This is a genomic window from Micromonospora sp. NPDC047756 (assembly GCF_055587245.1).
In genome coordinates, this window is the sequence record NZ_JBVJGQ010000005.1 from 371,467 (window position 1) to 393,940 (window position 22,474).

Sequence of the window (22,474 nt, forward strand, 5' to 3'; positions counted from 1 at the left end):
CCCCCTCCAGCGCCCCTCGTGCCCGGCTCAGCGGGTGGGGCGGCGAGCGGGGTCCGGCTGCGGGTGCCCGCCGGTCGGGCGGACCGGCCGGTACCGGGTCAGCCAGGTGACCAATTCCTCGGCCGGCATCGGCCGGGCGTAGAACCAGCCCTGCGCGGCGTCGCAGCCGGCGGCGTGCAGCATCCGCCAGGTCCGTTCGTCCTCGACACCCTCGGCCACCACGCGCAGCCCCAGCGCGCCGGCCAGCTCGATCATCGACCGGACGATCGCCGCGTCGTCGGTGTCGTCGGCCATACCGAGCACGAACGACCTGTCCACCTTCACCTCGGACAGCGGCAACCGGCGCAGGTGCTGGAGCGAGGAGTAGCCGGTGCCGAAGTCGTCGAGCGCGATGGCCACCCCGATCCGGTGCAGCCGGGAGATGGTGGCCAGCACCCGACGCGGGTCGGCCATCAACGCGCCTTCGGTGATCTCGACCTGAAGCCGCTCGGCCGGCACCCCGTAGCGGGCCAGCCGGTCGGCGATCTGGTCGGCGATCTCGCCGGTGTGCAGGTCGCGCACGCTCACGTTCAGCGCCGCGCGCAGGCCGATGCCGGCCGCCGACCACTTGGCGAGCTGCTCCACCACGTCGTCGACGACACGACGGGTGAGCAGTCGCATCACGGCGCTCTGCTCGGCGACCCGGATCAGCTCCTCCGGGTCGACCATGCCCCGGCGGGGGTGCCGCCACCGCAGCAGCGCCTCGACACCGACCACCTCGCCGGTCGCGATGGCGATCTGCGGCTGGTAGTACATGGTGATCTCCCCGGCGTCGTCGGCCGGCTCCTTGTCCGCGTGTGCCCACCCGGTCGGTTCGAGCGGCTGCCCGGGGGTGCCGGGCCCGACGTCCCGCCGCGCCCCGCTGCGAGCCCTGCCCACCGCGCTCCCGTTCGGGGACCGCCGGCCGATTCCGCCACCGACGCGCCGCTCCCGGGCCGGGCCGGAACGCGTGCCGGCGACAGGGGTACGGGCGTTGCGGCCCCGGATCGGGTCGGCTCCGGTGGCGATCCGGTTGATCAGCTCATCGGAGTGCACCAGGTCGGCGTCGGTGCGCCGTCGCCGGGCCCACCACCGGGCAGCTCCCGGCCGTGCGGTGGCGACCGCCGACGCCGGGTCCGCCGTTGACGCGGACCGGTCCGACGCCGCGGTGGGCAGCGCCCCCTCGGCCGGCGCGCCGGTGGGCAGCGCCGCCCCGTCACCGCCGCGCACCTCCGCCGCCGCCACAAGGGGTACGTCGGCAGTCCGCTCGGGGTCAGTCGACACGCTGTGCCGCCCGTCGCCGTCCGGCTGCGTGTCCTCTTCGTCGGCTGCCGCTTCGACTGTCGACGGGCTGGCTTCCAGTACGCGCCGCAGGTCGGCGAGGAGACCGAGCCGCTCGGCGGAGTTGTGGTCGGACTCCGGGGCGTACACGGCCACCGTGTCGTTGCGGTGCTTGGCGTCGTACATCGCCACGTCGGCGTGGCGCATCAGGGTGGCGAAGTCCTCGCCGTGCTCAGGGAAGAGAGCGATCCCGATCGACCCGCCCACGTCCAACGGCAGCCCGTCGAGCGGCACCGGCTCGGCCAGCGCCTGGACCACCCGCTCGGCCAACTCCCGCGCCTGCGCGACGTCGGTCAGCCCGGTCATCACGATGGCGAACTCGTCACCGCCGAGCCGGGCGATCATCTGTGGTCGGGGCTGCATGTCGGTGAGCCGGGCGCTCACCTCGACCAGCAGCCGGTCGCCCACGGCGTGCCCGAGGGCGTCGTTGACGTTCTTGAAGCGGTCCAGGTCGATCAACAGGAGCGCGAGCTGCCCGTCGGGTTCGCCACGGGCGGTCCGCTCGGCGTGCAGGTGCACCTGCTCGGCCACCTCGGCCAGCAGCGCCTTACGGTTCGGCAGACCGGTCAGCGGGTCGGCGGCGGCGAGGTGCTGCTGTTCGTTGGTCAACCGCGCCATCCGGTAGACGGCGAAGAGCGGCACCAGCACCAGCGGGATCAGCGCGGCGCTGACCCGCGCCGCCGCGACCAGCACCGGGGCGAGCAGCAGCAGCGAGCCGGTGGAGAGCAACTCGAAGCCGAGGCCCTGGCGGACGGTGGGCCACCAGCGGTCCCCGAAACGCAGCCGCACCGCCCAGCTGACCAACCCGTAGTTGACGACGAACCAGGCCAGCACGGCACCGCCGACGGCGGCCACGTCGGTCCAGTGCAGCCGCCCGCCGGAGAAGATGGTGCCCGAGCCGAGCTGGATCACCCCGTACGCGGCGGCGAGGGCACACGCGTACTGGCCGACGTTGAACGCCGTGCGCCAGGCGGCGTGCCGCATCCGCCAACCCGAGACGACGACGCCCACCGCCTGCACCAGCACCGCCGGGCCGAGACCCCAGCCGAGCAGGATCGCGAAGGTGAAGCAGGTGGACGGGAACACCGCCGACGTCTGCCGCCGCCCCGGCGGCACGAACGGGCGCGCGTCGCAGACCACAGCGAGCGCGGCCATCGTCCAGAACGCCACCGGCAGGCCGGACAACTCACCGGGGAACGTCGCGAGTGGAACGGCGGCGGTCAGCGCGGCGACCGCCAGGATGCCGGCGACGAAGGCGGCGAACGGTGCGACCCGTCCCGCAGGAAGCGAGTTGCGTGGGTCGGCGACCTCCACCACACCTCCCGACCGACCATCGGCGTGCCGGTGCGCGCGCCGTGACCCAATGAAACGCCCTCGGCCCCCGGTTTCCGGGTATGACAGTCACGAATCGGTCGTAGTCGTAATTAAGTTGGTATACGCGGGTCAGTCGCCGCGCCCAGCTACCCGCCGGGTCAGCCCCCGAGCTGAGCGACCTCGCGCGCGGCGTCCGGGCCCGCCTCCAGCAGGAGCCGGAACCCGTCCTCGTCGAGCACCGGCACCTTGAGACTGACGGCCTTGTCGGCCTTCGACCCGGGGTTGTCCCCCACCACCACGAAGCTCGTCTTCTTGGAGACCGACCCGCTGACCTTGCCGCCCCGGCTCTGCACGGCCTCGGCGGCCTGGTCGCGCGAATAGCCGGCGAGGGTGCCGGTCACCACCACTGTCAACCCCTCCAGCGGGCGCGGCCCCTCGTCGACGGCCTCCTCCGCCATCCGTACGCCGGCCTCGGCCCACTTGCGGACCACCTCGCGGTGCCAGTCCACAGCGAACCACTCGCGGATGCTGGCGGCGATGGTCGGCCCGACGCCGTCGACGGAGGACAGCTCCTCCTCGGTGGCCGCGTCGATGGCGTCCATCGAGCGGAAGTGCCGGGCGAGCGCCTGGGCAGCGGTCGGGCCGACGTGCCGGATGGAGAGCGCCACCAGCACCCGCCACAGGTCCCGTTCCCGGGCGACCGCAAGATTGTCCAGCAACTTGGTGGCGTTGGTGCCCAGGCTGCCGTCCTTGTTGACGAAGAACGGCGACCGGGAGAGCTGATCGGCGTCGAGGTGGAAGAGGTCGCCCTCGTCGCTGATGATCTCCGCGTCGAGCAGGGCGGCCGCGCCCTTGTAGCCGAGCACCTCGATGTCGAAGCCACCCCGACCGGCGAGGTGGAACACCCGCTCCCGCAACTGCGCCGGGCAGCTGCGGGTGTTGGGGCAACGGATGTCCACGTCGCCCTCCTTCGAGGGCGCGAGCGGAGTGCCGCAGGCCGGGCAACTGGTCGGCATGACGAAGGGCCGGGCGTCGGCGGGCCGCAGATCGACCACCGGGCCGAGCACCTCGGGGATCACGTCGCCGGCCTTGCGCAGCACCACCGTGTCGCCGATCAACACCCCCTTGCGCTCCACCTCGCGGGCGTTGTGCAGGGTCGCGAGCGCGACTGTGGAACCGGCCACGCGCACCGGCTCGAGCACGGCGAACGGGGTGACCCGGCCGGTGCGCCCCACGTTGACGTCGATGTCGAGCAGCTTGGTGGTGACCTCCTCCGGCGGGTACTTGAAGGCGATCGCCCAGCGGGGGGCACGACTGGTCGACCCGAGCCGGCCCTGGATGGAGACCGGGTCGACCTTGACCACCACGCCGTCGATCTCGTGCTCGACGTCGTGCCGGTGCTCGGCGTAGTAGGCGATGAACTCCGCCACGCCGCTCAGATCCGGGACGACCCGCCACCGGTCGCTGGTCGGCAGCCCCCACGACCTGAGCGCCGCGTACGACTCGGACTGCGCGGTGGGCTGGAACCCACGGCGGGCGCCGATGCCGTGCACCACCAGGCGCAGCGGCCGGGTGGCGGTGACCCGTGGATCCTTCTGTCGCAGGCTGCCGGCGGCGGCGTTGCGGGGGTTGGCGAAGGGCGCCTTGCCCTGCTCCACGAGACCCGCGTTGAGATCGGCGAACGCCGCGATCGGGAAGTAGATCTCGCCCCGAACCTCGACCAACTCGGGAACGTCCGGGAATTCGGCGGACGCGACGAGCTGGCTGGGCACGTCCCGGATGCTGCGCACGTTTGCCGTGACGTCCTCACCGGTGCGCCCGTCACCCCGGGTGGCGGCCCGGACCAGCCGGCCGTTCTCGTAGGTCAGGTTGATCGCCAGCCCGTCGACCTTCAGCTCGCACAGGTAGGGCACCGGACCGCCCGCGTCCCGTTCGACCCGCTCGGCCCAGGCTGCCAACTCCTCGTCGGCGAAGGCGTTGTCGAGCGAGAGCATCCGTTCGGCGTGGGTGACCGGGGTGAAGTCGGTGGAGAACGTGCCACCCACCCGCTGGGTCGGCGAGTCGGGCGTCCGCAGCGCCGGGAACTCCTCCTCCAGTGCCTCCAGCTCGCGCAACTGCCTGTCGAAATCCGCGTCCGAGATGGTCGGCGCGTCCAGCACGTAGTAGCGGTACTGGTGCTCGGTCAACTCCTGACTGAGCGCGGCGTGCCGTTCCCGGGCCTGCGGCGTCGGCTCAGCCCCGGCCGCCGCCTCCTGCGCCGGGCTGACCTGCTGACCGATCTGCTCCTCGGACACACCGCCACCTTCGGACACGCCTGCGACCTCCCTGATCACGCTACTCCGGCACCGTATCGGGCCGGTGGGACAATCCGCCGCCCACCCGCGCCCGAAGCGACCCCGCCCTCAGCCGCGTCCGGTGATCACGTGACGCTCGGTAGCCGTCGACCGGCCGTTCCCGCCACCGACCCATCGAGGGAGGCCGGCGTGGCGTCGTCGATGTGTGCGTGCGGCGCGGCGCTGGGGCGGCGGCGTGGTTGGCGGGCGGCACGGACAGCGGCGGTGTGGTTGGCCGGCGGCGCGGGCGGCGGCGGTGTGGTTGGCCGGCGGCGCGGGCGGCGGCGTGCAAGGATCGCCGGACGGTGCGACCAGAGGGTCGCTGGAACGCGGAGGTACGGATGCCCGAGGCACTGCTCTGGGCGGTGGCGATCCTGCTGGCCGTGGCTGCCGGCTGGGCGTGGAACAGTTGGCGGCACCGGGTGGCGAACCGGCCTCCGGGCACCCGACCCGATCGGCGCGACGCCGGTGGCCGTCGTTCCACCCCGCCGCGGCCCCGTGGCGCCGAACGGCCGTCCACCAAACCCCGCTCGGGCGACACCGACCGGCTCGGCGACGCCCCGGCGCCTGGCGACATCTGGTGGGCCGACGTGCCGTACGCCGATGGCAGCGGGTCGAAGGTGCGCCCGTGCCTGGTACTGCGCGGCGACTCCCGGGGCGCCGACGTCCTGAAGATCACCAGCCAGGACAAGAGCGACCGGGACGACCACGTGCGGATTCCCACCCGTGACTGGGACCCGGGCGCTGAGCACGACAGTTACCTCAGCCTCACCGAGCCGATCCGACTCAATTCGGCCGCCTTCGCCGACCACGCCGGCCGCTGCGACGCCGATCTGTGGCGAAAGGTCCGCAGCCTGCGCCACCTCCCCACCTCCTGACCACCCCTCCTGACCACCCCTGGTGGCCGCCCGCCGACCGCCCTCGACCGCCTTCATACCCGCCAGCCCGCCATCATCGACTCGGGGTCTTGAAAGTCGCGGGGTCCTGATCTCCCGGATGCCCCGGTTTCCAGAAACCCGAGTTGATCATGAGTCGGCCGGGCCGGGCCGCGCCGGCCGCGCGGGACCGCGCCGGTCGGGACGGGCTGCGCCGGTCGGGACGGGCTGCGCCTGCCGGGCCGGTCGGGCCGGTCGAGCCGGACCGCGCCGGCCGGGCCGGGCCAGGCTGCCGGGCCGGGCTGCGCTGCCGGGCCGGTCGAGCCGGTCGAGCCGGATCAGTCCCAGGTCGCGCCGAGTGCGGCGAGTTGGTCGGCGTACTCGATGCGGTTGACCCATTCGCGCGGCCAGGCGGTCATGCCGACGGCCGCCCCCAGGAACGCGCCGGCCAGGGCGGCGATCGAGTCGGAGTCACCGGCGGTGGTCGCGCCCCGGGCCAGTGCCGCGACCGGGTCGCCGGCGTGCCGTACGGCGCAGAGCAGCGCGGTGGCCAGCGCCTCCTCGGCCACCCAGCCCTCCCCGGTGGCCCGGCACGGGTCGCCACCGTCGTCCGGCTGCGCCAGGGCGTCGGTCAGTCGGCCCAGCACCGCCAGGCACTCGTCCCAGCCTCGGGCGATGAACTCCTCCGGCGCGCCGACCCCCGGGCGCTGCCAGAGGTCGCCCAGCCACCGCTCCCGGTAGACCTGGCGTTGGGCGAGCGCCCGCTCGGTGAGCAGCGCGGGCACCTCCGGCAGGGTGGCACCCGCGCGCAGCGCGAAGACCGCGTAAGCGGTCAGTTCGCTGGCGGCCAGGCCGGTGGGATGACCGTGGGTCAGCCCGGCCTGCAACTGGGCCAGCCCGGCCAGCGTGTCGAGGTCCACGTCGAGCAACCCGACCGGGGTGACCCGCATGTTGGCGCCGCACCCCTTCGACCCGCTCACGGTGGCCGCCTGCCAGCGCACGCCCCGACTCAGCTCGGCGCAGGCGCGTAGGCAGGTCATGCCCGGGGCGCGGTTGTTGTCCGGGCTGACCGCCCAGGCCAGGAAGCGTCGCCGCAGCAGCGGCTCGACCGCCTCCGGCGTGAACGACGGCGTCTCGTGCAGCGCCCAACCCACCGCCAGGGCCATCTGGGTGTCGTCGGTGACCAGCGCCGGCTCGCCGACCAGCTCGCGTGGACCGGCCGGGCCGTACCGGTGCTCGATCTCGGCGACGGTCAGGAACTCGGTCGGCTTGCCCAGCGCGTCACCGTAGGCGAGGCCGAAGAGTGAACCGGAGGCGCGAAGCGCAGAGGTGTGGATCACGGCGGCCATGATGCCCTGCCGCCGCAACCCAGGTCAGCCTCAGTCCCAGCACAGGCAGAACGGGTGACCGGCCGGGTCGGCGTAGACCCGGAAGCCCTCACCCTCACCCGGCAGCCGCCGCGCACCCAGCGCGAGCGCCGCCTTCTCGGCGGCCTCGATGTCGTCCACCGTCACGTCGAGGTGGAACTGCTGTGGGCGCTCGGGATCCGGCCAGACCGGTGGACGCAGGTTGAGCGCCCGTTGGAAGGCGAGGCGCGGCTGGTGACCGGGCGGGCCGCCCAGCACCACCCAGTCGTCATCGGAGTCGCCCTCGGCGAACGGGACGCCGAGCAACTCGGCGTAGAACGCCGCCAACGCCTGCGGATCCGGGCAGTCGATCACCACTGAACGCATCTGTCCAATCATGACCGTCATCCTGCCCACCGGGTACGACAGAAAACCTCACTCCTCCGCGAGGCGCCGGGCGGCGTCCCGACACGCGGCGAGCACCGCCCGCGCGTACTCGGGGGTGGCGCCAGCGAGGCCGCAGGCCGGGGTGACCACCACCTGCTGGGCAAGTTGGCGACGAGGGAAGCCGAGGCGGTCCCAGACCTGACGTACCCGCTCGGCGATCTGCGCGGAGTTCGGCGCGCCACCGGCCGACGGCGGCCGGGTCGGCGCGGCCCCGGCCAGCAACCCGAGGCCGGCGTCGATCGCCTCGCCCAGCGGGTCGAGCTTGGTGACCAGGTCCAGGTCGAGGGCGACCGCGACGGCGCCGGCCGAGCGGATCAGCTCCAGCGGTACGTCCGGAGCGCAGCAGTGCACCAGCGTCGGCACGCCGACCGCCTCGACGACGGTGCGCAGCAGGGCGGCGGCGTCCACCGACTCGACCGCCCGGTACGCGCCGAACCCGCTCTCGGTCGGCACCCGGCCGGCCAGCACCGCCGGCAGTGACGGCTCGTCCAGTTGCAGCAGGACCGACGCCTGGGGCAGCCGGCGGGCGACCGCCTCGACGTGCGCGCGAAGCCCTTCGGCGAGGGAGCCGGTCAGGTCGCGGACCGCGCCGGGATCGCGCAACAGTCGACCGCCGATCGGCAACTCCAGGGAGGCGGCCAGCGTGAGCGGGCCGGCGGCCTGCACCTTCAACGGCCCGGCGTACCCCTCGGCCTGCTCGGCGAGCTGGTCGAGGTCGCGTTCCATCAGGTCGCGGGCCCGGCGCAGGTCGCGGCCGGGGCGTGGGGCGACGCGCCACCGCCCCGCGTACACCTCGACCGGCAGCTCGACGAGCAGTCCGGCGGACCGGCCGATGATGTCCGCTCCGGGGCCACGGGCCGGCAACTCGGGCAGGTGGGGCAGCTCGGGAAGCTCACCGAGGACCACCCGCTGAGCCTCGCCGATGTCGGTGCCGGGCAGCGAGCCGATTCCGGTTGCCGCGCCGGCCGGCCACGGCCACGCCTGATCTGTCACGGGCGAAGGCTATCCCGCGAACCCCCGGGCCGTGCGGTCAGCCGGTGATGGTCGCGGAGCCGAGGACCACGTCGCCGGCCGGGTCCGGTCGGTACGCCACCAGGGCCTGACCAGCGGCGACACCGCGCACCGGTCGGCGCAGCTCGGCGTGCAGCCGGTCACCGTCGAGGGCGACGGTCGCCGGCACCGCGTCGCCGTGCGCGCGCAACTGCACCTCACACTCGACCGGGGCGTCCGGCCGGGCGCCGCCGGTCCAGACCGGACGTACGGCGTGCACGTCGGACACGTCCAGGGCCTCGGCCGGGCCCACCGTCACCGTGTTGGTCTTCGGCGTGATGGAGAGCACGTAGCGTGGCCGGCCGTCCGGGGCGGGGCGGTCCAGGTGCAACCCGCGTCGTTGCCCCACCGTGTACGCGTACGCGCCGCTGTGACTGCCGACGACCGCGCCGGTCGAGGCGTCCACCACGTCGCCGGGCGCCTCACCGAGCCGGCCGGCCAGGAAGCCGCGGGTGTCCCCGTCGGCGATGAAGCAGATGTCGTGTGAGTCCGGCTTGTCGGCCACGGCCAGGCCACGCTCGGCGGCCTCGGCGCGGACCTGCGCCTTCGTCAGGTCACCGAGCGGAAAGATCGACCGGTCGAGCTGCTCGCGGGTGAGCACGGCGAGCACGTACGACTGGTCCTTGGCCAGGTCGACACTGCGCCGCAGCAGCCCGTCCCCGCCGAGGCGGGCGTGGTGCCCGGTCACCACCGCGTCGAAGCCCAGGGCCACCGCCCGGTCCAGCACCGCCGCGAACTTGATCTTCTCGTTGCAGCGCAGGCAGGGGTTCGGCGTACGACCGGCCGCGTACTCGGCGACGAAGTCGTCGACCACGTCCTCGTGGAAGCGGTCGGCCATGTCCCACACGTAGAACGGGATGCCGATCACGTCGGCCGCCCGTCGGGCGTCCCGGGAATCCTCCAGGGTGCAGCAGCCGCGCGCCCCGGTCCGGTAGGTCTGTGGGTTGCGCGCGAGGGCCAGGTGTACGCCGGTCACGTCGTGCCCGGCCGCCACCGCCCGCGCCGCCGCCACGGCCGAGTCAACCCCACCCGACATCGCCGCCAGAACCCTCACCGACCCACTCCCCTTCCCCGTCCCATCCGTCCCCCCACCACAACCCTATCCACCAGCCCCGAACCCCCCGCCACCCCACAAACCCAACCCCCACCCCAACCCCCAACCCCACGCCCATGCGCCACGCCCACCCCCACGCGATCTTGCACTTTCTGCTGCGACATATGCCGCACAAGGCGCGAACGGACGACAGAAAGCGCAAGATCGCGGAGGTGAGGGGTGGGGGTCCGGTCCGGGGGGCGGGACTAGCGGGGGGTGCGGAGGGCGGCGGCTCGGCGGGCTCGGTCTACTGCTGCCGGGAGGGCTGCGATCAGGGCGTCGACGTCGGCCTGGGTGCTGGTGTGGCCCAGTGTGAAGCGCAGCGAGGAGCGGGCGCGGTCGTCGTCGGCGCCCATCGCCAGCAGCACGTGCGAGGGCTGGGCCACGCCCGCCGAGCAGGCGGAGCCGGTGGAGCAGGCGATTCCCTGCGCGTCGAGCAGGAGCAGCAGCGCGTCACCCTCACAGCCCGGGAAGGAGAAGTGCGCGTTGCCGGGCAGTCGATCGGTCGGGTCACCGTTGTAGATCACCTCGGGCACCGCCTGGCGGACCCGCTCGATCAGGTCGTCGCGGAGCGCGGCCACCCGGGCCGCGTACTCCTGCTGACCCTTCACCGCCGTCTCCACGGCGACCGCGAAGGCGACGATGCCCGCGGTGTCCAGGGTGCCGGAGCGGATGTCGCGTTCCTGGCCGCCGCCGTGCAGCAGCGGCGTGGCCGGCACGTCCCGGGCGAGCAGCAGCGCGCCCACTCCCATCGGGCCGCCCAACTTGTGCCCGGTGACGGTCAGCGCGGCGACCCCGCTGGCGCCGAAGTCGACGGGTACCTGCCCGACCGCCTGGATGGCGTCGGTGTGGAAGGGCACGCCGTGTTCGGCGGCGACGGCGGCCAGCTCGGCCACCGGCTGGACGGTGCCCACCTCGTTGTTCGCCCACATCGCGGTGACCACGGCCACCTGGTCGGCGTGCGCGGCCAGCTCGGCGCGCAGGGCCTGCGGGTCGAGCCGACCGACCGGGTCCACCGGCAGCCAGCCGACCTCGGCGCCCTCGTGCTGGGCCAGCCAGTCGACCGCGTCCAGCACCGCGTGGTGCTCGACGGCGCTGGAAACCACCCGGCGACGGTCGGGGCGGGCTGCTCGACGGGCCCAGAAGACGCCCTTGACCGCGAGGTTGTCGCTCTCCGTGCCACCACCGGTGAAGATCACTTCAGAGGGCCGGGCGCCCAGCACCGCCGCCACCTGCTCGCGTGACTCTTCGACCCGGCGGCGGGCACGGCGGCCCGACGCGTGCAGGGAGGACGCGTTGCCGACCTCGCGGGCGGTAGCGACGTACGCCTCCAGTGCCTCGTCGAGCATGGGAGTCGTCGCCGCGTGATCCAGGTAAGCCATCACCGTTCAGCGTACGGCCGACACCGTGGCGACCGGATGCCGGAGGGGACTGCGCGCACGGGCCGGGGCGGAACTCCACCCCGGCCCGACGCGCGCGGCCCCGATCAGGCGGGCACCGCGGTGACGACGATGTTGTCGCGGTACTTGCGCGCCTTGGCGTCGAACGGCCCTCCACAGGTGATCAGGGTGAGCCGCGGCTTGCCGTCGCGGGCGAAGTACCGGTCCAGCGGGATCTTGGTCTTGTCGTACTCCTCCCGGGCCACGACCCGATACCTGCGGGCCTCGCCGTCACTGCCGGTCGCTGTCAACGTGTCGCCCTGATCGAGCTCCCGCAGCCGGAAGAACGCGCCCTTGCCCTGCTTCGCGCTGTCCACGTGACCGGCGATGACCACCGAGCCGGCCGCCGTCTCCAGGCCGGGGCCGTAGCGGTACCAGCCGATCTGGTCGACGCTCGGCGGCACCTCGAACTCGTTGGTCCGCTCGTTGATGCCGACCGCGTTGACCGTGGCGGTGACGCCGATCTCCGGGATCAGCAGCCGTACCGGCGGGATGATCTTCGGACCGGCGGGCAGTTCACCCGCGATCACCGGCACCGACGGGGCACCGGCGGCGGTCGGTGTGGGGCTGGCGAGCGTGCTCGCCTCCTCGGCCCCCACCGTCCCGGCCGGCTGGTTGGCGCACGCCACCAGAGCGGCGGCGGTGAGCGCGGCAACGCCGGCGGCCAGGGCCGCCAGCGCGCCGCGATCGCGCACCGTCACTTGCGGCCGGTCCGCGCGGTCGCCATCCGCACCCCACCACCAAGGAGCAGGAGTACGCCGGCGCCGGTGAGCACGTACCACCAGGTGTCCACGCCCGTGCCGGCCTGACCACCGTCGCCGCTGGGCACGCCACCCGGGGCGGAGTGCAGGCCGGTGATGGTCTGGGCCACCACGTCGAGGGTCTTACCCTCGGCGGAGCCGATCGCGTAGACGATCGTGGCGGTGCCCTCCTTGAGGTTGAGGTCCGCCGGGCCGATGGCCACGGTGTCGGTGCCGGCGAGCACCACGTCCGCCTTCACCTCACCCGCGTCGACATCGCCCTTGGCCTCGTTCGGGTTGGTGAGGTCCTCGAAGACCGGCTTGCCGCCGGCGCGGACGTCGACCGCCGGAGCGGCTGCGGTGTGCCGGACGATCAGCCGCGCCTTGCCGGCGTCGACCTTCGAGACGTCGTTCACGAACGGGGTGATCTTCGGCTGACCGGCGGCGTCGAGGTGGGCCGCGATGCTGATGTTCGCACCGCCCGGCACCGCGGCGTTGTCGACCTTGAGGATCGCGCTGCCGATCGGCTCGCCCGGCTTGGTGAGCGCGATGTCGTAGTCGCCCTCCTCCAGGTTCAGCGGGCCGGCCACGTCACCGGGCTTGAAGTTGTCCAGCGTCTTCTTACCGTTGACATAGACGTCGACCGGGGTGTCCGGAATGCCGTGTACGACGGAGACCTTCGACGTGGCGGCGTACGCCGGGCCGGCGGTGAGCGCACCGACGCCGGCGAAGGTCAGCGCGGCTACCGCGCCGCCCGCGGCGACCCGACGGAAGTACGAGAGCTGCATGTCTGCCTCCTGGTGATAACTGCTGATTCGTCAGGCCTGGCTTGCAGAACGGGTTACGCCGGCTGCCGGACGGGCGGATGCGCCCCGGAGGCACTTTTCTTTTCCGGCCTCGACCGCATCCGCAACGGGGTCGGGCGACGAAGAGCAGGTGAGATGACATCGACCGGGGAAGTGGGGCGGAGACTGTGGCAGCTACAGTCGGGTATGCCCCATCGAAGGCGAGCCGCCCGATGACGGCGCTACGACAGGAACCGGACCCTCCGGTGGACGACCTCGACCGCAGATTCCGTGACGGCGACGACGTGGCGCTGCGCGAGGCGTACGACCGCTACGGTCGTGCCGTGCTCCATCTGGCCACGTCCATGCTGGCGAACCGCAGCGACGCCGAGGACGTCACCCAGGCGACGTTCGTCGCCGCCTGGTTGGGTCGCGACACGTTCGACCCGGCCAAGGGGTCGCTGATCGGTTGGTTGCTCGGCATCGGCCGGCGGAAGGTGATCGACCGGATGCGCGCCTCGGCCCGGGAGACCCGGGTGGTGGAGACGGTCCGGCAACTGCCCGAGCCGGCGCAGACCGAGCCAGATCCGGACCGCGTGGTGGACCGGTTGGTGATCGCCGACGAGTTGGCTCGCCTCCCGGACGACCAGCGACGGATGCTGGAGCTGGCCTTCTACGACGACCTGACACACCAGCAGATAGCCGCGGTGACCGGCGTGCCGCTGGGCACGGTGAAGAGTCACATCCGACGCGGCATGGCGAGCTTGAAGCGCAGATGGGAGGTGGACGGTGCAGCACCTGGACCACGACCGGCTGGTATTTCTGGCACTCGGTGAGAGCGAGACGGACGGCGCGGAGAGCACCCACCTCGCCACCTGCGCGCTCTGCCGGGCGGAGGTCGCGAGCCTTCAGCAGGTGGCGGGGCTCGGCACCGAGACACAGGGCCTGGCCGACCTGCCCGACCCGCCGGAGCACGTCTGGCAGGGCATCGAGGCCCAGGTCAGGGCTGCGGAGGCCGGGCCGTTGCTGACCGAGACCCGTCGACACCGCGTGCCCGGGCAGGCCGACACCGCGACGGCCGGGCAGGCCGACACCGCGACGGCCGAGCGGACCTCCGGCGCGAGGGCCGAGTCGACGGTGACCCGACTGGACCCGACGCGGCGATCCCGCCGGGGTCGCGGCTGGTCCGGCTGGGTGGCCACGGCGGTGACCGCGGCCGCCGCCGCGGCGGTCGGCGTCGTGGGCACCGTCTCGGTGCTCCGACCGGACGATCAGACGCCCACCCCGACGCCGGTGGTGGTGGCGAGCGCGCCGCTGGCCGCCTACGGCGCGACCCCGCCGACGGCCAAGGGCGACGCTCGTGTTTTCCAGGACGGCCAACTACATCTGCATGTGGCGAATCTCCCGAGCGTCCCGGGGTACTACGAGGTCTGGCTCATCAATCCGACGACCATGGAGATGTTCTCGGTCGGCACCCTGGGTGGCGGCTCGGACGCCCTGCTACCCCTGCCCCCGAATGTCGACCTCAAGAGCTACTCGGTGGTCGACGTCTCCGCCGAGCAGTACGACAACAACACCCGCCACTCCGGCGACAGCCTGCTGAGGGGCTCCCTGACGGGCTGATCGGCGGGCCGGCTCAGCTCCCCGGCTCGCCGATCAGCTCCCCACACGGCAGTGGCCGCCCGTGCGAACGGGCGGCCACCGACGTATCGCTGGCTCACTTGCGCTTGCGGATCTCCTCGGCGGCCTGCGGGACGATCTTGAACAGGTCGCCCACCACCCCGAAGTCGGCCAGCTCGAAGATCGGCGCCTCGCCGTCCTTGTTGACCGCGACGATGGTCTTCGAGGTCTGCATGCCGGCCCGGTGCTGGATCGCGCCGGAGATGCCGAGGGCGACGTAGAGCTGCGGGGAGACCGTCTTACCGGTCTGGCCCACCTGGAACTGGTGCGGGTAGAAGCCGGAGTCGACGGCCGCGCGGGACGCGCCGACGGCGCCACCGAGCAGGTCGGCGAGCTCCTCGACCAGCTTGAAGTTGTCGGCGTTGCCGACGCCCCGACCGCCGGAGACGACCACGCCGGCCTCGGTCAGCTCGGGGCGGGAGCCCTTCTGCTCGGCGACCCGCTCGACGACGGTGGCCAGCTTGTCGGTGTCGGTGACCGACACGCTGAGCTGCTCGATCGCCGGGCTCGCCGCCGCCGGGGCGGGGGTGACCGAGTTGGGCCGGACGGTGACCAACGGCAGGCCCTTGGTGACCTTGGACTTGACGATGGTGGAGCCGGCGAAGGCGACCTGGGTCGCGGTGCCGTCGGCGTCCAGGCCGACCACGTCGGTCAGGATGCCGTTGTCGAGCTTGACGGCGAGCCGGGCGGCGATCTCCTTGCCCTCCTGGGCCGACGCCAGCAGCACGGCGGCCGGCTGCACCCGCTTGACCAACTCGGCCAGCACCGTCGCCTTGGGGGCCACCAGGTAGCCGTCGATCTCGTCACCCTCGGCGGCGTAGATCTTCTCCGCGCCGTACTCGCCCAGCTTGCCGCTCAGCGCCTCGGCGGCGCCGGCGCCGCCGAGCACCACGGCGCTCGGGGTGCCCAGCTCACGCGCGAGGGTGAGCATTTCCAGGGTGACCTTCTTGACGCCGAATTCCTTTGTGGCTTCGACGACGACGAGAACCTCGGACATGTCGGACCCCCCTCTCACACGAACTTCTCGGTGGCGAGGAACTCGACCAGCTTGACGCCGCCCTCGCCCTCGTCAGTGATCTTGGCGCCGCCGGAGCGCGGGGGGCGCTTGGTGTGCTCGACGACGGCGCTGGTGGCGCCGTCGAAGCCCACCTCGTCGGCCGCGACCCCGAGGTCGGCCAGCGAGAGCGTCTGCACCGGCTTCTTCTTGGCGGCCATGATGCCCTTGAAGGAGGGGTAGCGCGGCTCGTTGATGGTGTCCCAGACGGAGACCACGGCCGGGGTGGCGGCGGTGACCACCTCGTAGCCCTCCTCGGTCTGCCGCTCGACGGTCAGCGTCGCGCCGTCGACGGTGAGCTTGCGGGCACCGGTGAGCGCCGCGACGCCCAGCCGCTCGGCGATCATGTGCGGCATGACCTGGACCCGGCCGTCGGTGGACTCGGCACCGCAGATGACCAGGTCGGCGCCCAGCTGACCGAGCGCCGCGGCGAGCACCTTCGAGGTGGCGACGGCGCACGAGCCGTGCAGGGCGTCGTCCAGCACGTGCACGGCCTTGTCCGGGCCCATGGAGAGCGCCTTGCGGATCGACTCGGTCGCCCGGTCCGGACCCATGGTCAGGATGGTGACCTCGCCGCCGTGCGCCTCCTTGATCTTCAGCGCCTCCTCGATGGCGTACTCGTCCATCTCGTTGATCACGTTGTTCGCCGAACCGCGGTCGACGGTGTTGTCGTCATTGCGCAGGTTGCGGTCCGCGCCCGAATCAGGCACCTGCTTGACGAGTACGACGATGTTCATCGCGCTTCGACGACCCTCCTGTGTGGTGTTGCGATTCGCTCGCCCGGTCTGGGGCGCAGCGTCGCGCGTCGGTCGACGCCAGGTCAACCGCGGGCGGTTGTGCAGTTGCCCACGGCGCAATGTTACCTGCCAGTAGGTTGCGCTCCCGCAGCACTCAGAGTGACACAGCTCACCGACGCGCGGCCGGTCAGGCCGGCTCTGCCAACGCGACCCTGATCTGGTCGATGGCCGCCGCCTCGGCGGGTGCCACCCCGTCGTGCGCGCGGGCCACCTGGTCCGCCGCGGCCAACACCAGATCGCGGTACGCGTCCACGTCCCGGGGGGACTTCTCGCGCAGGATCCGCACCGCCGCACCCAGCGCCGGCAGCACCACCGACTCGATCTCCAGCTGCGAGTCCCGGGGAAGACGCGGCAGCGGGCCGGTGGTCAGCGCCTCCTTGACCGTGCCACTGGCGTCGGCCAGCGCTCCGGAAGCGGCGATGCTCTCCCGGATCACCCCCAGCACACCGGGGTCGGCGTTGGAGACCAGGAAGACGGCACCGAAGGCACCGGTCTTGAGGGTCAGGCGCTCCTCGTCCGTCAACCGCTGTTCCATGATCACGGAGTGTAGACGTACGGGGTGGTGGTCGTGACCGCGACGAGGCCGAGTCGCTGGAGGATGGGCCGGCTGTCCTCGGAACAGTCCACCTGCATGAGCGTCCGACCCCGCTGCTCGGCGAGCCGCGCCCGATAGTTGACCAACGCCCGGTAGATGCCCTTGCGCCGCCACTGCGGCAGGGTCGAGCCACCCCACATCGTGGCGAAGCCGGTGTTCGCCGGGAACCGCACCCAGCCCGCGCTCACCACCGTCCCACCCGCCTCGGCCACCACCACGGTGATCGAGTTCGGGTCGGCGTCGATCTCCTTGGCCAGGCCCGTCACCAGGTGCGAACGATCCTCCTGCCAGACCTCCTCCTCCATGGCGGCGATCCGCTCCAGGTCCTCCCGGGCGGTCACCTCACGCAGGCGTACCCCCTCGGGAACGACTGGCAGCGCGGCGGCCAGCGGGGCGACCGGCCCGACCACGACGGTCTCGCGGTCCTCCGGCACGAAGCCGGCAGCGCGCAGCCGGTCCGCCAGATCGGCCGGCTCGTCGTGCTCGTTGAGCTTCCACTCGACAGACTGGCCGCGCTCACGGAACAGCTGCACCTGCCGGGCGATCAGCTCGTCCAGCGCGTCACCTGTCAACCCGCCCAGGTCCCGGTAGGTGAGGAACCCGCCGGCGTCGAGCCCGGTGATGCGGACCAGCGGCCCGTCCCGCTCCACGGTCACCCCGGTCGGGACCGGCTCGGGGATCTCCGGGCGGAGTTGGTTGTCGTAGGCGTCGCGCAGCGTCTGTACGTCGAGATCAGTCACCGGACCAGGCTAAGCGGGGAGGGAAGCGGATATTCTCCCACTGTGTGGGAGGCGATCAGGCGGTGGTTCGACCCGGCGGAGCTGCGTTCGGTCGGTGAACCACCGGACTACCGCTTCTCCCTGGCCAACGAACGGACCTTCCTCGCCTGGCTGCGCACCGGGCTGGCACTGGTCGGAGGCGGGCTGGCCGCCGCGCAGTTCCTGCCACCCCTGCCGATGAGCCACCTGCGCGAGGTGATCGCGGTGGCGTTGCTGCTGCTCGGCGCGGCGGTCGCGATCCGCGCGGTGGACCACTGGGCGCGTACCGAGCGGGCCATCCGGCTCGGTCAGGAGCTGCCCGCGTCCCGGTTCCCCGCCATCCTGGCGCTCGCCGTCGGCGGCGGCGCGTTGCTGCTGGTGGTCGCCGTCCTGATGCGGGCGGTCGGCGAGCGGTGAGCGCCGGACGCGACCCGGGGCTGCAACCGGAGCGGACCAGGCTGGCCTGGCGACGCACCCTGCTCACGGTGACCGTGGTCAGCGTGCTCGCCGTCCGGCTGGCGGCGACCGGCGACCCGACCGGCGCGCTGATCGCCGGCGGCACCGTTCTGGTGTGGGGCACCCTGCTGGTGCTCTGCTGGCCGCGGGGCACCGGCACCGGTCCGGCCCGCACCGGCGGCCGGACGCTGCCCCTGGTCACCGCGGGCACCGTGGTGCTGGCGTTACTGGGAGTGCTGCTGGTGCTGCGCGGACTGGGGTGACGCGCGCCGGTGCGTCATCATGGGTGCATGGCCCGGCTTGGCGTACTCCTCTTCCTGGTGCAGATTGTCCTCGCCGTCTGCGCGCTGATCAGCTGTCTCTCCGCCGAGGAGGGCAAGATCCGCGCCCTTCCCCGGATCGCCTGGGTGCTGATCATCTTGTTCTTCCCGCTGGTCGGCTCGATCGCCTGGTTCATCGTCGGCCGGGAGCCCAGCCCCGGCGCCGGCAAGGCCTGGCCGGGGGGCGGCGAGCGGCAGCGCCCTCGGCCGGTGGCCCCCGACGACGACCCGGAGTTCCTGCGCTCCGTCGAGGAACGCGCCCAGCAGCAGGATCAGGAACTGTTCCAACGCTGGGAGGAAGACCTGCGGCGACGCGAGGACGACCTGCGCCGCCGCGACGGCGAGCCGCCGCGCGAGGGCGACCGACCGGAGGTGTGAGCGCGCCACCGCCGCCGGCGCGGAAGCGACGGCGGCGGCGGGTGCGACTCAGGCCAGGTTCGACGACCGGGGGTACGCGTCGGTCGGGTCGGTGAGCACGTTGACCAGGTACGGCACTCCGGAGTCGAACGCCCGCTGGAGCGCCGGGCCCAGGTCGGCCGCCTTGGCGACCGTCTCCCCCGCACCGCCGAGCGCGCTGACCACCGTGTCGTACCGCAGCTCCGGCTGGAGGTCGGCGGCGACGTCGTAGCCGTACATGGCACGCATCGGGTGCTTCTCCAGCCCCCAGATGCCGTTGTTGCCGACGACGATCACCACCGGCAGCTTCTGGCGGACCAGCGACTCGACGTCCATCAGCGAGAAGCCCGCCGCGCCGTCGCCCATCAGCACGCAGATCTGCCGGTCCGGGTGACTGACCCTGGCCCCCATCGCGTAACCCATGCCGGTGCCCAGGCAGCCGTACGGGCCCGGGTCCAGCCAGGTGCCGGGCTGGGCCGGCTCCAGGTACCGCCCGGCGTACGACACGAAGTCGCCGCCGTCGCCGATGGTGATCGCGTCCGGGGCGAGCGCCCGACGCAGCTCGCCGTAGATCCGGGCCGGGCGGATCGGGTCGGTCTCGGCGGCCATCTCCGCGGCGTCGCGAGCCTTCGCCGCGTCCTCGGCGACGCGCAGGTCGGCGATCCAGTCGGAGTGGTCGGCCCGGTCACCGGAGTGATCGGCCAGCGCGGAGAGGATCAGGCGCAGGTCACCGGCGGGCGCGGCGGCCGGCTGCACGTGCGTCGCCCGCTGGCTGGGGGCGTCGACGATGTGCACCACCTTGGCGTCACCGAAGTCACCGAAGCTGAGCCGGAAGTCCAGCGGAGTACCCACCACCACGACCACGTCAGCGCCGGAGAGCGCGGCCCGGCGAGCCTTGGCGAACGCCAGCGGATGCTCCGGCGGGAGCGAGCCGCGACCCATGCCGTTGGTGAAGACCGGTACCTGCAACGCCTCGGCCGCCTCGCGCAGCGCGGCGACCGCGTCGCCCGCGTACACGTCGGAGCCGGCGATGATGACCGGCCGCTGCGCCCCCGCGATGAGCAACGCCGCGCGGCCGACCTCCTCCGGGTCCGGGGCGATCGGGTCGACACCCGTCACGGTGGGCAGCTCGGCCTCCGCCACCGAGAAGACCGTCTCCAGCGGAAAGTCGAGGAAGGCCGGGCCCCGGTGCGGGGTGAGCGCGGCGTTCAGCGCCGCACCCACCGCACGCGGGATGTCGTCGGTGCTGAACACCGTCTCGGCGTGCTTGGTGACCGGGGCGACCAGCGGCAGGTGGTCCATCTCCTGGAGGCTGCCCGAGCCCCAGCGGAACGCGGGCGCGCGCCCGCCGAGCACCAGCACCGGCGAGGCGTTGAAGAACGCGCTGGTCATGCCGGAGATGCCGTTGGTGACACCGGGCCCGGCGGTGAGCACGGCGAGGCCGGGGCGGCGCTGGAGCTTGGCCACGGCCTCGGCGGCGAAGACCGCGGACTGCTCGTGTCGGACGTCGTAGATCGGGAAGTCGGTCTTGTACGCGGCATCGTAGAGCGGGAAGACGTGCCCGCCGGACAGCGTGAACATCTCCCGTACGCCGTGCGCGCGTAGTGCCGCGAGCGCCAACTCGCCGCCGTGACCCTCGATCCGCTCCGTCATGTCGCTCCCATCGTCCGTGGCCGGGATCACAGGTTACCGGCCAGTCACTTGGCCCTGCGACCGTGGCCCCGGCCAGTGGACGTTGCCGAGGTCAGAAGCGCCGTCGGGGTGGGAGGCGACGGATCAGCGGCCGGTGAAGCCCGGCTTGCGCTTCTCGACGAAGGCCGCCATGCCCTCACGCCGGTCGTCGGTGGCGAACAGCGCCGCGAAGAGCTGGCTCTCCCAGGCGAGTCCCGAGTTCAGGTCCATGTCCAGGCCACCGTCGACCGCCAGCTTCGCCGCACGCAGCGCCTGCACCGGACCCGTCAGGTACGGCTTCACGTAGGCCACCGCGGCCTCGTAGACCTCGGCGGCCGGGACCACCCGGTCGGCCAGGCCGATCCGCAGGGCCTCCTCGGCGTCGACCATCCGGCCCGTCATGATCAGATCCTTGGCGCGAGCCGGACCGACCAGGCGGGCCAGCCGCTGAGTGCCGCCGGCACCCGGGATGATGCCAAGCTTGATCTCCGGCTGGCCGAGCTTGGCGTCCTCGGCCACGATCCGCCAGTCGCAGGCCAACGCCAGCTCACAGCCGCCACCGAGGGCGTACCCGGTGATCGCGGCGACCACCGGCTTGGGGATCCGGGCGATCGCACCGAGCGCGCTGGACAGGTTCGCCGCCCGCTCGGCCATGTCCACGTAGGACATGTCAGCCATCTGCTTGATGTCGGCGCCGGCGGCGAAGACCTTCTCCCCGCCGTACACGATGACCGCGCGGACCTCGGGGTCGGCGGTGGCCGCCGTCGCGGCGGCGCGCAACTCCTCCTGCACCTGGGTGTTGAGCGCGTTCATCGGCGGCCGCTCCAGCCGGATCGTGCCGATGCCGTCAGTGGTCTCCAGCCGAACGAACTCGCCCACGCTGCCCTCACTTCCTCGTCGAAGTCGCGTGCCAACCTTACGACCCGGCTCGTTTGGGTAAGTAGTGTGGTGTCAGCCCCCGGGGCGGGAGTCCAGCCATGATCACGTATTACGACGACAGGTCGGTGCAGGTCACCTCCACCACTCTTCGCGTGGACGGTCGCAGCTACAAGCTGGCCGACATCACCATGATCTGGCACCGCCGGGGCACCCGCTCCTGGCGTGTGCTGGTGGGGCGGGGCGCGATCGGCGCAGCGCTCGCCGGCCCGCTGGTCGCGGCGGTGCTCGGCATCGGCCTGGCCGTCTGGCTGCACCGCTCCCCCACCGTGACGATCGCGATCGTCGGCGCGTCGGTGCTGGTCGGCCTGGCCGTCGGGCCGGTCGCCGACTTCCTCTTCGAACACCTGGACCGCTCGTACGCCCGAGGCAGCCGCCAGCTGGAGATCTGGGCCCGTTGGCGGGGCCAACCGGTGCGTCTGCTGCACACCGGTGACGCGCTGCGCTTCGGGCAGATCTACCGGGCGGTGCAACGCGCGGTGGAGCACAGCCAGCCGGCCCACCCCGCCGCGCGCCGCTAACCAGCCTGTTTCCGCTAGACGTCCCGACCGGATCAGGGTGGGCCGCCACCGGTGGAACCCGGAACAGACCGCGCTCGCCAGCCGGGCCGGTGCGTATCGGCCCCAGCGGGGGCGGGCGCGGGCCGCCCAACCGGCACGGACACGGCCGCCCAACCGGCACCCGCCCAACCGGCACGGACACGGGCCGCCCAACCGGCACGGACATGGGCCGCCCAACCGGCACCCGCCCAACCGGCACGGACACGGCCGCCCAACCTTCGTGCAGCCCCTATGGAGCTGATGTCGCAAACGAATCAGGCCGGGCCCGCGACGCACAGGGCCTACCGCGAAGCGACACGGCCACGACGACGGCGACCGGCGGCGGCGCGGGCTGCGGCTGCGGCGGCGGGCGGCGCGGACGGCGGCGGCGGGCGGCGGCTGCGGCGGCGGGCGGCGCGGACGGCGGCGGCGGGCGGCGGCTGCGGCGGCGGGCGGCGCGGACGGCGGCGGCGGGCGGCGGCTGCGGCGGC

Annotated in this window: 23 protein-coding genes; 7 read left to right on the forward strand and 16 right to left on the reverse strand. The window is 72.8% G+C overall.

The genetic code is table 11. The features are described from left to right. Nucleotides 1–27 precede the first annotated feature (27 nt). Entirely contained in the window at nucleotides 28–2,673 is a 2,646-nt protein-coding gene (locus ACZ6NZ_RS18355; RefSeq protein ID WP_465859170.1) for a putative bifunctional diguanylate cyclase/phosphodiesterase, read from the reverse strand. A 158-nt stretch (nucleotides 2,674–2,831) separates the two neighbouring features. After that, complete coding sequence (ligA, locus tag ACZ6NZ_RS18360) at nucleotides 2,832–4,967, reverse strand: NAD-dependent DNA ligase LigA (RefSeq protein ID WP_465859172.1); 2,136 nt, start codon at nucleotides 4,965–4,967, stop codon at nucleotides 2,832–2,834. A gap of 344 nt (nucleotides 4,968–5,311) precedes the next feature. On the opposite strand from ligA, the gene ACZ6NZ_RS18365 reads away from it, so the two are divergent. Further along, nucleotides 5,312–5,884 carry a type II toxin-antitoxin system PemK/MazF family toxin gene (locus ACZ6NZ_RS18365; protein WP_465859173.1) on the forward strand — a complete coding sequence of 191 codons (573 nt, stop codon included), beginning with the start codon at nucleotides 5,312–5,314 and terminating at the stop codon, nucleotides 5,882–5,884. A 335-nt stretch (nucleotides 5,885–6,219) separates the two neighbouring features. On the opposite strand, the gene ACZ6NZ_RS18370 is transcribed toward ACZ6NZ_RS18365, so the two are convergent. The 7 genes from ACZ6NZ_RS18370 to ACZ6NZ_RS18400 all read right to left on the reverse strand — a co-directional run bounded on the left by ACZ6NZ_RS18370 (nucleotide 6,220) and on the right by ACZ6NZ_RS18400 (nucleotide 12,784). Further along, nucleotides 6,220–7,230, reverse strand: a complete 1,011-nt coding sequence (locus ACZ6NZ_RS18370; protein ID WP_465859175.1) for an ADP-ribosylglycohydrolase family protein — start codon at nucleotides 7,228–7,230, stop codon at nucleotides 6,220–6,222. Nucleotides 7,231–7,260: 30 nt separating this feature from the next. Beyond that, nucleotides 7,261–7,626 (reverse strand): VOC family protein, encoded by a 366-nt coding sequence (locus ACZ6NZ_RS18375; protein ID WP_366613427.1) that lies wholly within the window; start codon nucleotides 7,624–7,626, stop codon nucleotides 7,261–7,263. Nucleotides 7,627–7,662: 36 nt separating this feature from the next. Next, nucleotides 7,663–8,667, reverse strand: a complete 1,005-nt coding sequence (locus ACZ6NZ_RS18380) for a methionine synthase (protein WP_465859177.1) — start codon at nucleotides 8,665–8,667, stop codon at nucleotides 7,663–7,665. A gap of 37 nt (nucleotides 8,668–8,704) precedes the next feature. Then, on the reverse strand, nucleotides 8,705–9,778 hold the full coding sequence (gene mnmA / locus ACZ6NZ_RS18385) for a tRNA 2-thiouridine(34) synthase MnmA (RefSeq protein WP_465859179.1): 1,074 nt from the start codon (nucleotides 9,776–9,778) through the stop codon (nucleotides 8,705–8,707). A 245-nt stretch (nucleotides 9,779–10,023) separates the two neighbouring features. Beyond that, on the reverse strand, nucleotides 10,024–11,199 hold the full coding sequence (locus tag ACZ6NZ_RS18390) for a cysteine desulfurase family protein (RefSeq protein WP_465859180.1): 1,176 nt from the start codon (nucleotides 11,197–11,199) through the stop codon (nucleotides 10,024–10,026). Nucleotides 11,200–11,303: 104 nt separating this feature from the next. After that, nucleotides 11,304–11,957 carry a class F sortase gene (locus ACZ6NZ_RS18395; RefSeq protein ID WP_465859182.1) on the reverse strand — a complete coding sequence of 218 codons (654 nt, stop codon included), beginning with the start codon at nucleotides 11,955–11,957 and terminating at the stop codon, nucleotides 11,304–11,306. After that, the gene (locus ACZ6NZ_RS18400; RefSeq protein ID WP_465859184.1) at nucleotides 11,954–12,784 is read right to left on the reverse strand and encodes a DUF4397 domain-containing protein; all 831 of its coding nucleotides are present in this window, start codon (nucleotides 12,782–12,784) and stop codon (nucleotides 11,954–11,956) included. Before ACZ6NZ_RS18400 ends, ACZ6NZ_RS18395 begins: the two co-directional genes overlap by 4 nt. A gap of 230 nt (nucleotides 12,785–13,014) precedes the next feature. Between ACZ6NZ_RS18400 and ACZ6NZ_RS18405 the strand changes: the two genes are divergently transcribed. Together ACZ6NZ_RS18405 and ACZ6NZ_RS18410 are read left to right on the forward strand one after the other, a co-directional pair. Then, nucleotides 13,015–13,617: an RNA polymerase sigma factor gene (locus ACZ6NZ_RS18405; RefSeq protein WP_465859185.1), complete on the forward strand. Its 603-nt coding sequence runs from the start codon at nucleotides 13,015–13,017 to the stop codon at nucleotides 13,615–13,617. Beyond that, entirely contained in the window at nucleotides 13,571–14,404 is an 834-nt protein-coding gene (locus ACZ6NZ_RS18410; RefSeq protein ID WP_465859187.1) for an anti-sigma factor, read from the forward strand. Before ACZ6NZ_RS18405 ends, ACZ6NZ_RS18410 begins: the two co-directional genes overlap by 47 nt. Nucleotides 14,405–14,498: 94 nt before the next feature. Here the strand turns inward: ACZ6NZ_RS18410 and ACZ6NZ_RS18415 are convergent, their stop codons facing one another. The 4 genes from ACZ6NZ_RS18415 to ACZ6NZ_RS18430 form a co-directional block, all read right to left on the reverse strand. Next, entirely contained in the window at nucleotides 14,499–15,458 is a 960-nt protein-coding gene (locus tag ACZ6NZ_RS18415; protein WP_465859189.1) for an electron transfer flavoprotein subunit alpha/FixB family protein, read from the reverse strand. A 14-nt stretch (nucleotides 15,459–15,472) separates the two neighbouring features. Next, entirely contained in the window at nucleotides 15,473–16,252 is a 780-nt protein-coding gene (locus ACZ6NZ_RS18420) for an electron transfer flavoprotein subunit beta/FixA family protein (protein WP_366613441.1), read from the reverse strand. Between the two features lie 187 nt (nucleotides 16,253–16,439). Further along, on the reverse strand, nucleotides 16,440–16,847 hold the full coding sequence (locus tag ACZ6NZ_RS18425; RefSeq protein ID WP_465859191.1) for a hypothetical protein: 408 nt from the start codon (nucleotides 16,845–16,847) through the stop codon (nucleotides 16,440–16,442). Nucleotides 16,848–16,849: 2 nt separating this feature from the next. Then, nucleotides 16,850–17,647, reverse strand: coding sequence for a GNAT family N-acetyltransferase (locus tag ACZ6NZ_RS18430; protein ID WP_465859193.1), 798 nt, complete (start codon nucleotides 17,645–17,647; stop codon nucleotides 16,850–16,852). 42 nt (nucleotides 17,648–17,689) lie between these two features. Here ACZ6NZ_RS18430 and ACZ6NZ_RS18435 point away from each other — a divergent pair, with 42 nt between their 5' ends. The 3 genes from ACZ6NZ_RS18435 to ACZ6NZ_RS18445 are packed head-to-tail and all read left to right on the forward strand — an operon-like array spanning nucleotide 17,690 to nucleotide 18,819. After that, nucleotides 17,690–18,082: a YidH family protein gene (locus ACZ6NZ_RS18435; RefSeq protein WP_465859195.1), complete on the forward strand. Its 393-nt coding sequence runs from the start codon at nucleotides 17,690–17,692 to the stop codon at nucleotides 18,080–18,082. Beyond that, complete coding sequence (locus ACZ6NZ_RS18440) at nucleotides 18,079–18,384, forward strand: DUF202 domain-containing protein (protein ID WP_366613449.1); 306 nt, start codon at nucleotides 18,079–18,081, stop codon at nucleotides 18,382–18,384. The genes ACZ6NZ_RS18435 and ACZ6NZ_RS18440 overlap by 4 nt, the downstream gene beginning before the upstream one ends. Nucleotides 18,385–18,411: 27 nt before the next feature. Beyond that, nucleotides 18,412–18,819: a PLD nuclease N-terminal domain-containing protein gene (locus ACZ6NZ_RS18445; RefSeq protein ID WP_366613451.1), complete on the forward strand. Its 408-nt coding sequence runs from the start codon at nucleotides 18,412–18,414 to the stop codon at nucleotides 18,817–18,819. 48 nt (nucleotides 18,820–18,867) lie between these two features. On the opposite strand, the gene ACZ6NZ_RS18450 is transcribed toward ACZ6NZ_RS18445, so the two are convergent. After that, nucleotides 18,868–20,490, reverse strand: coding sequence for an acetolactate synthase (locus ACZ6NZ_RS18450; protein WP_357206345.1), 1,623 nt, complete (start codon nucleotides 20,488–20,490; stop codon nucleotides 18,868–18,870). A gap of 123 nt (nucleotides 20,491–20,613) precedes the next feature. Further along, nucleotides 20,614–21,387, reverse strand: a complete 774-nt coding sequence (locus ACZ6NZ_RS18455; protein WP_465859198.1) for an enoyl-CoA hydratase-related protein — start codon at nucleotides 21,385–21,387, stop codon at nucleotides 20,614–20,616. Nucleotides 21,388–21,485: 98 nt separating this feature from the next. Between ACZ6NZ_RS18455 and ACZ6NZ_RS18460 the strand changes: the two genes are divergently transcribed. Next, nucleotides 21,486–21,965, forward strand: a complete 480-nt coding sequence (locus tag ACZ6NZ_RS18460; protein WP_465859199.1) for a DUF6232 family protein — start codon at nucleotides 21,486–21,488, stop codon at nucleotides 21,963–21,965. A gap of 320 nt (nucleotides 21,966–22,285) precedes the next feature. Here ACZ6NZ_RS18460 and ACZ6NZ_RS18465 read toward each other — a convergent pair. Further along, nucleotides 22,286–22,474: hypothetical protein (locus ACZ6NZ_RS18465; RefSeq protein WP_465859201.1), on the reverse strand; the 189-nt coding region annotated here is incomplete at its 5' end.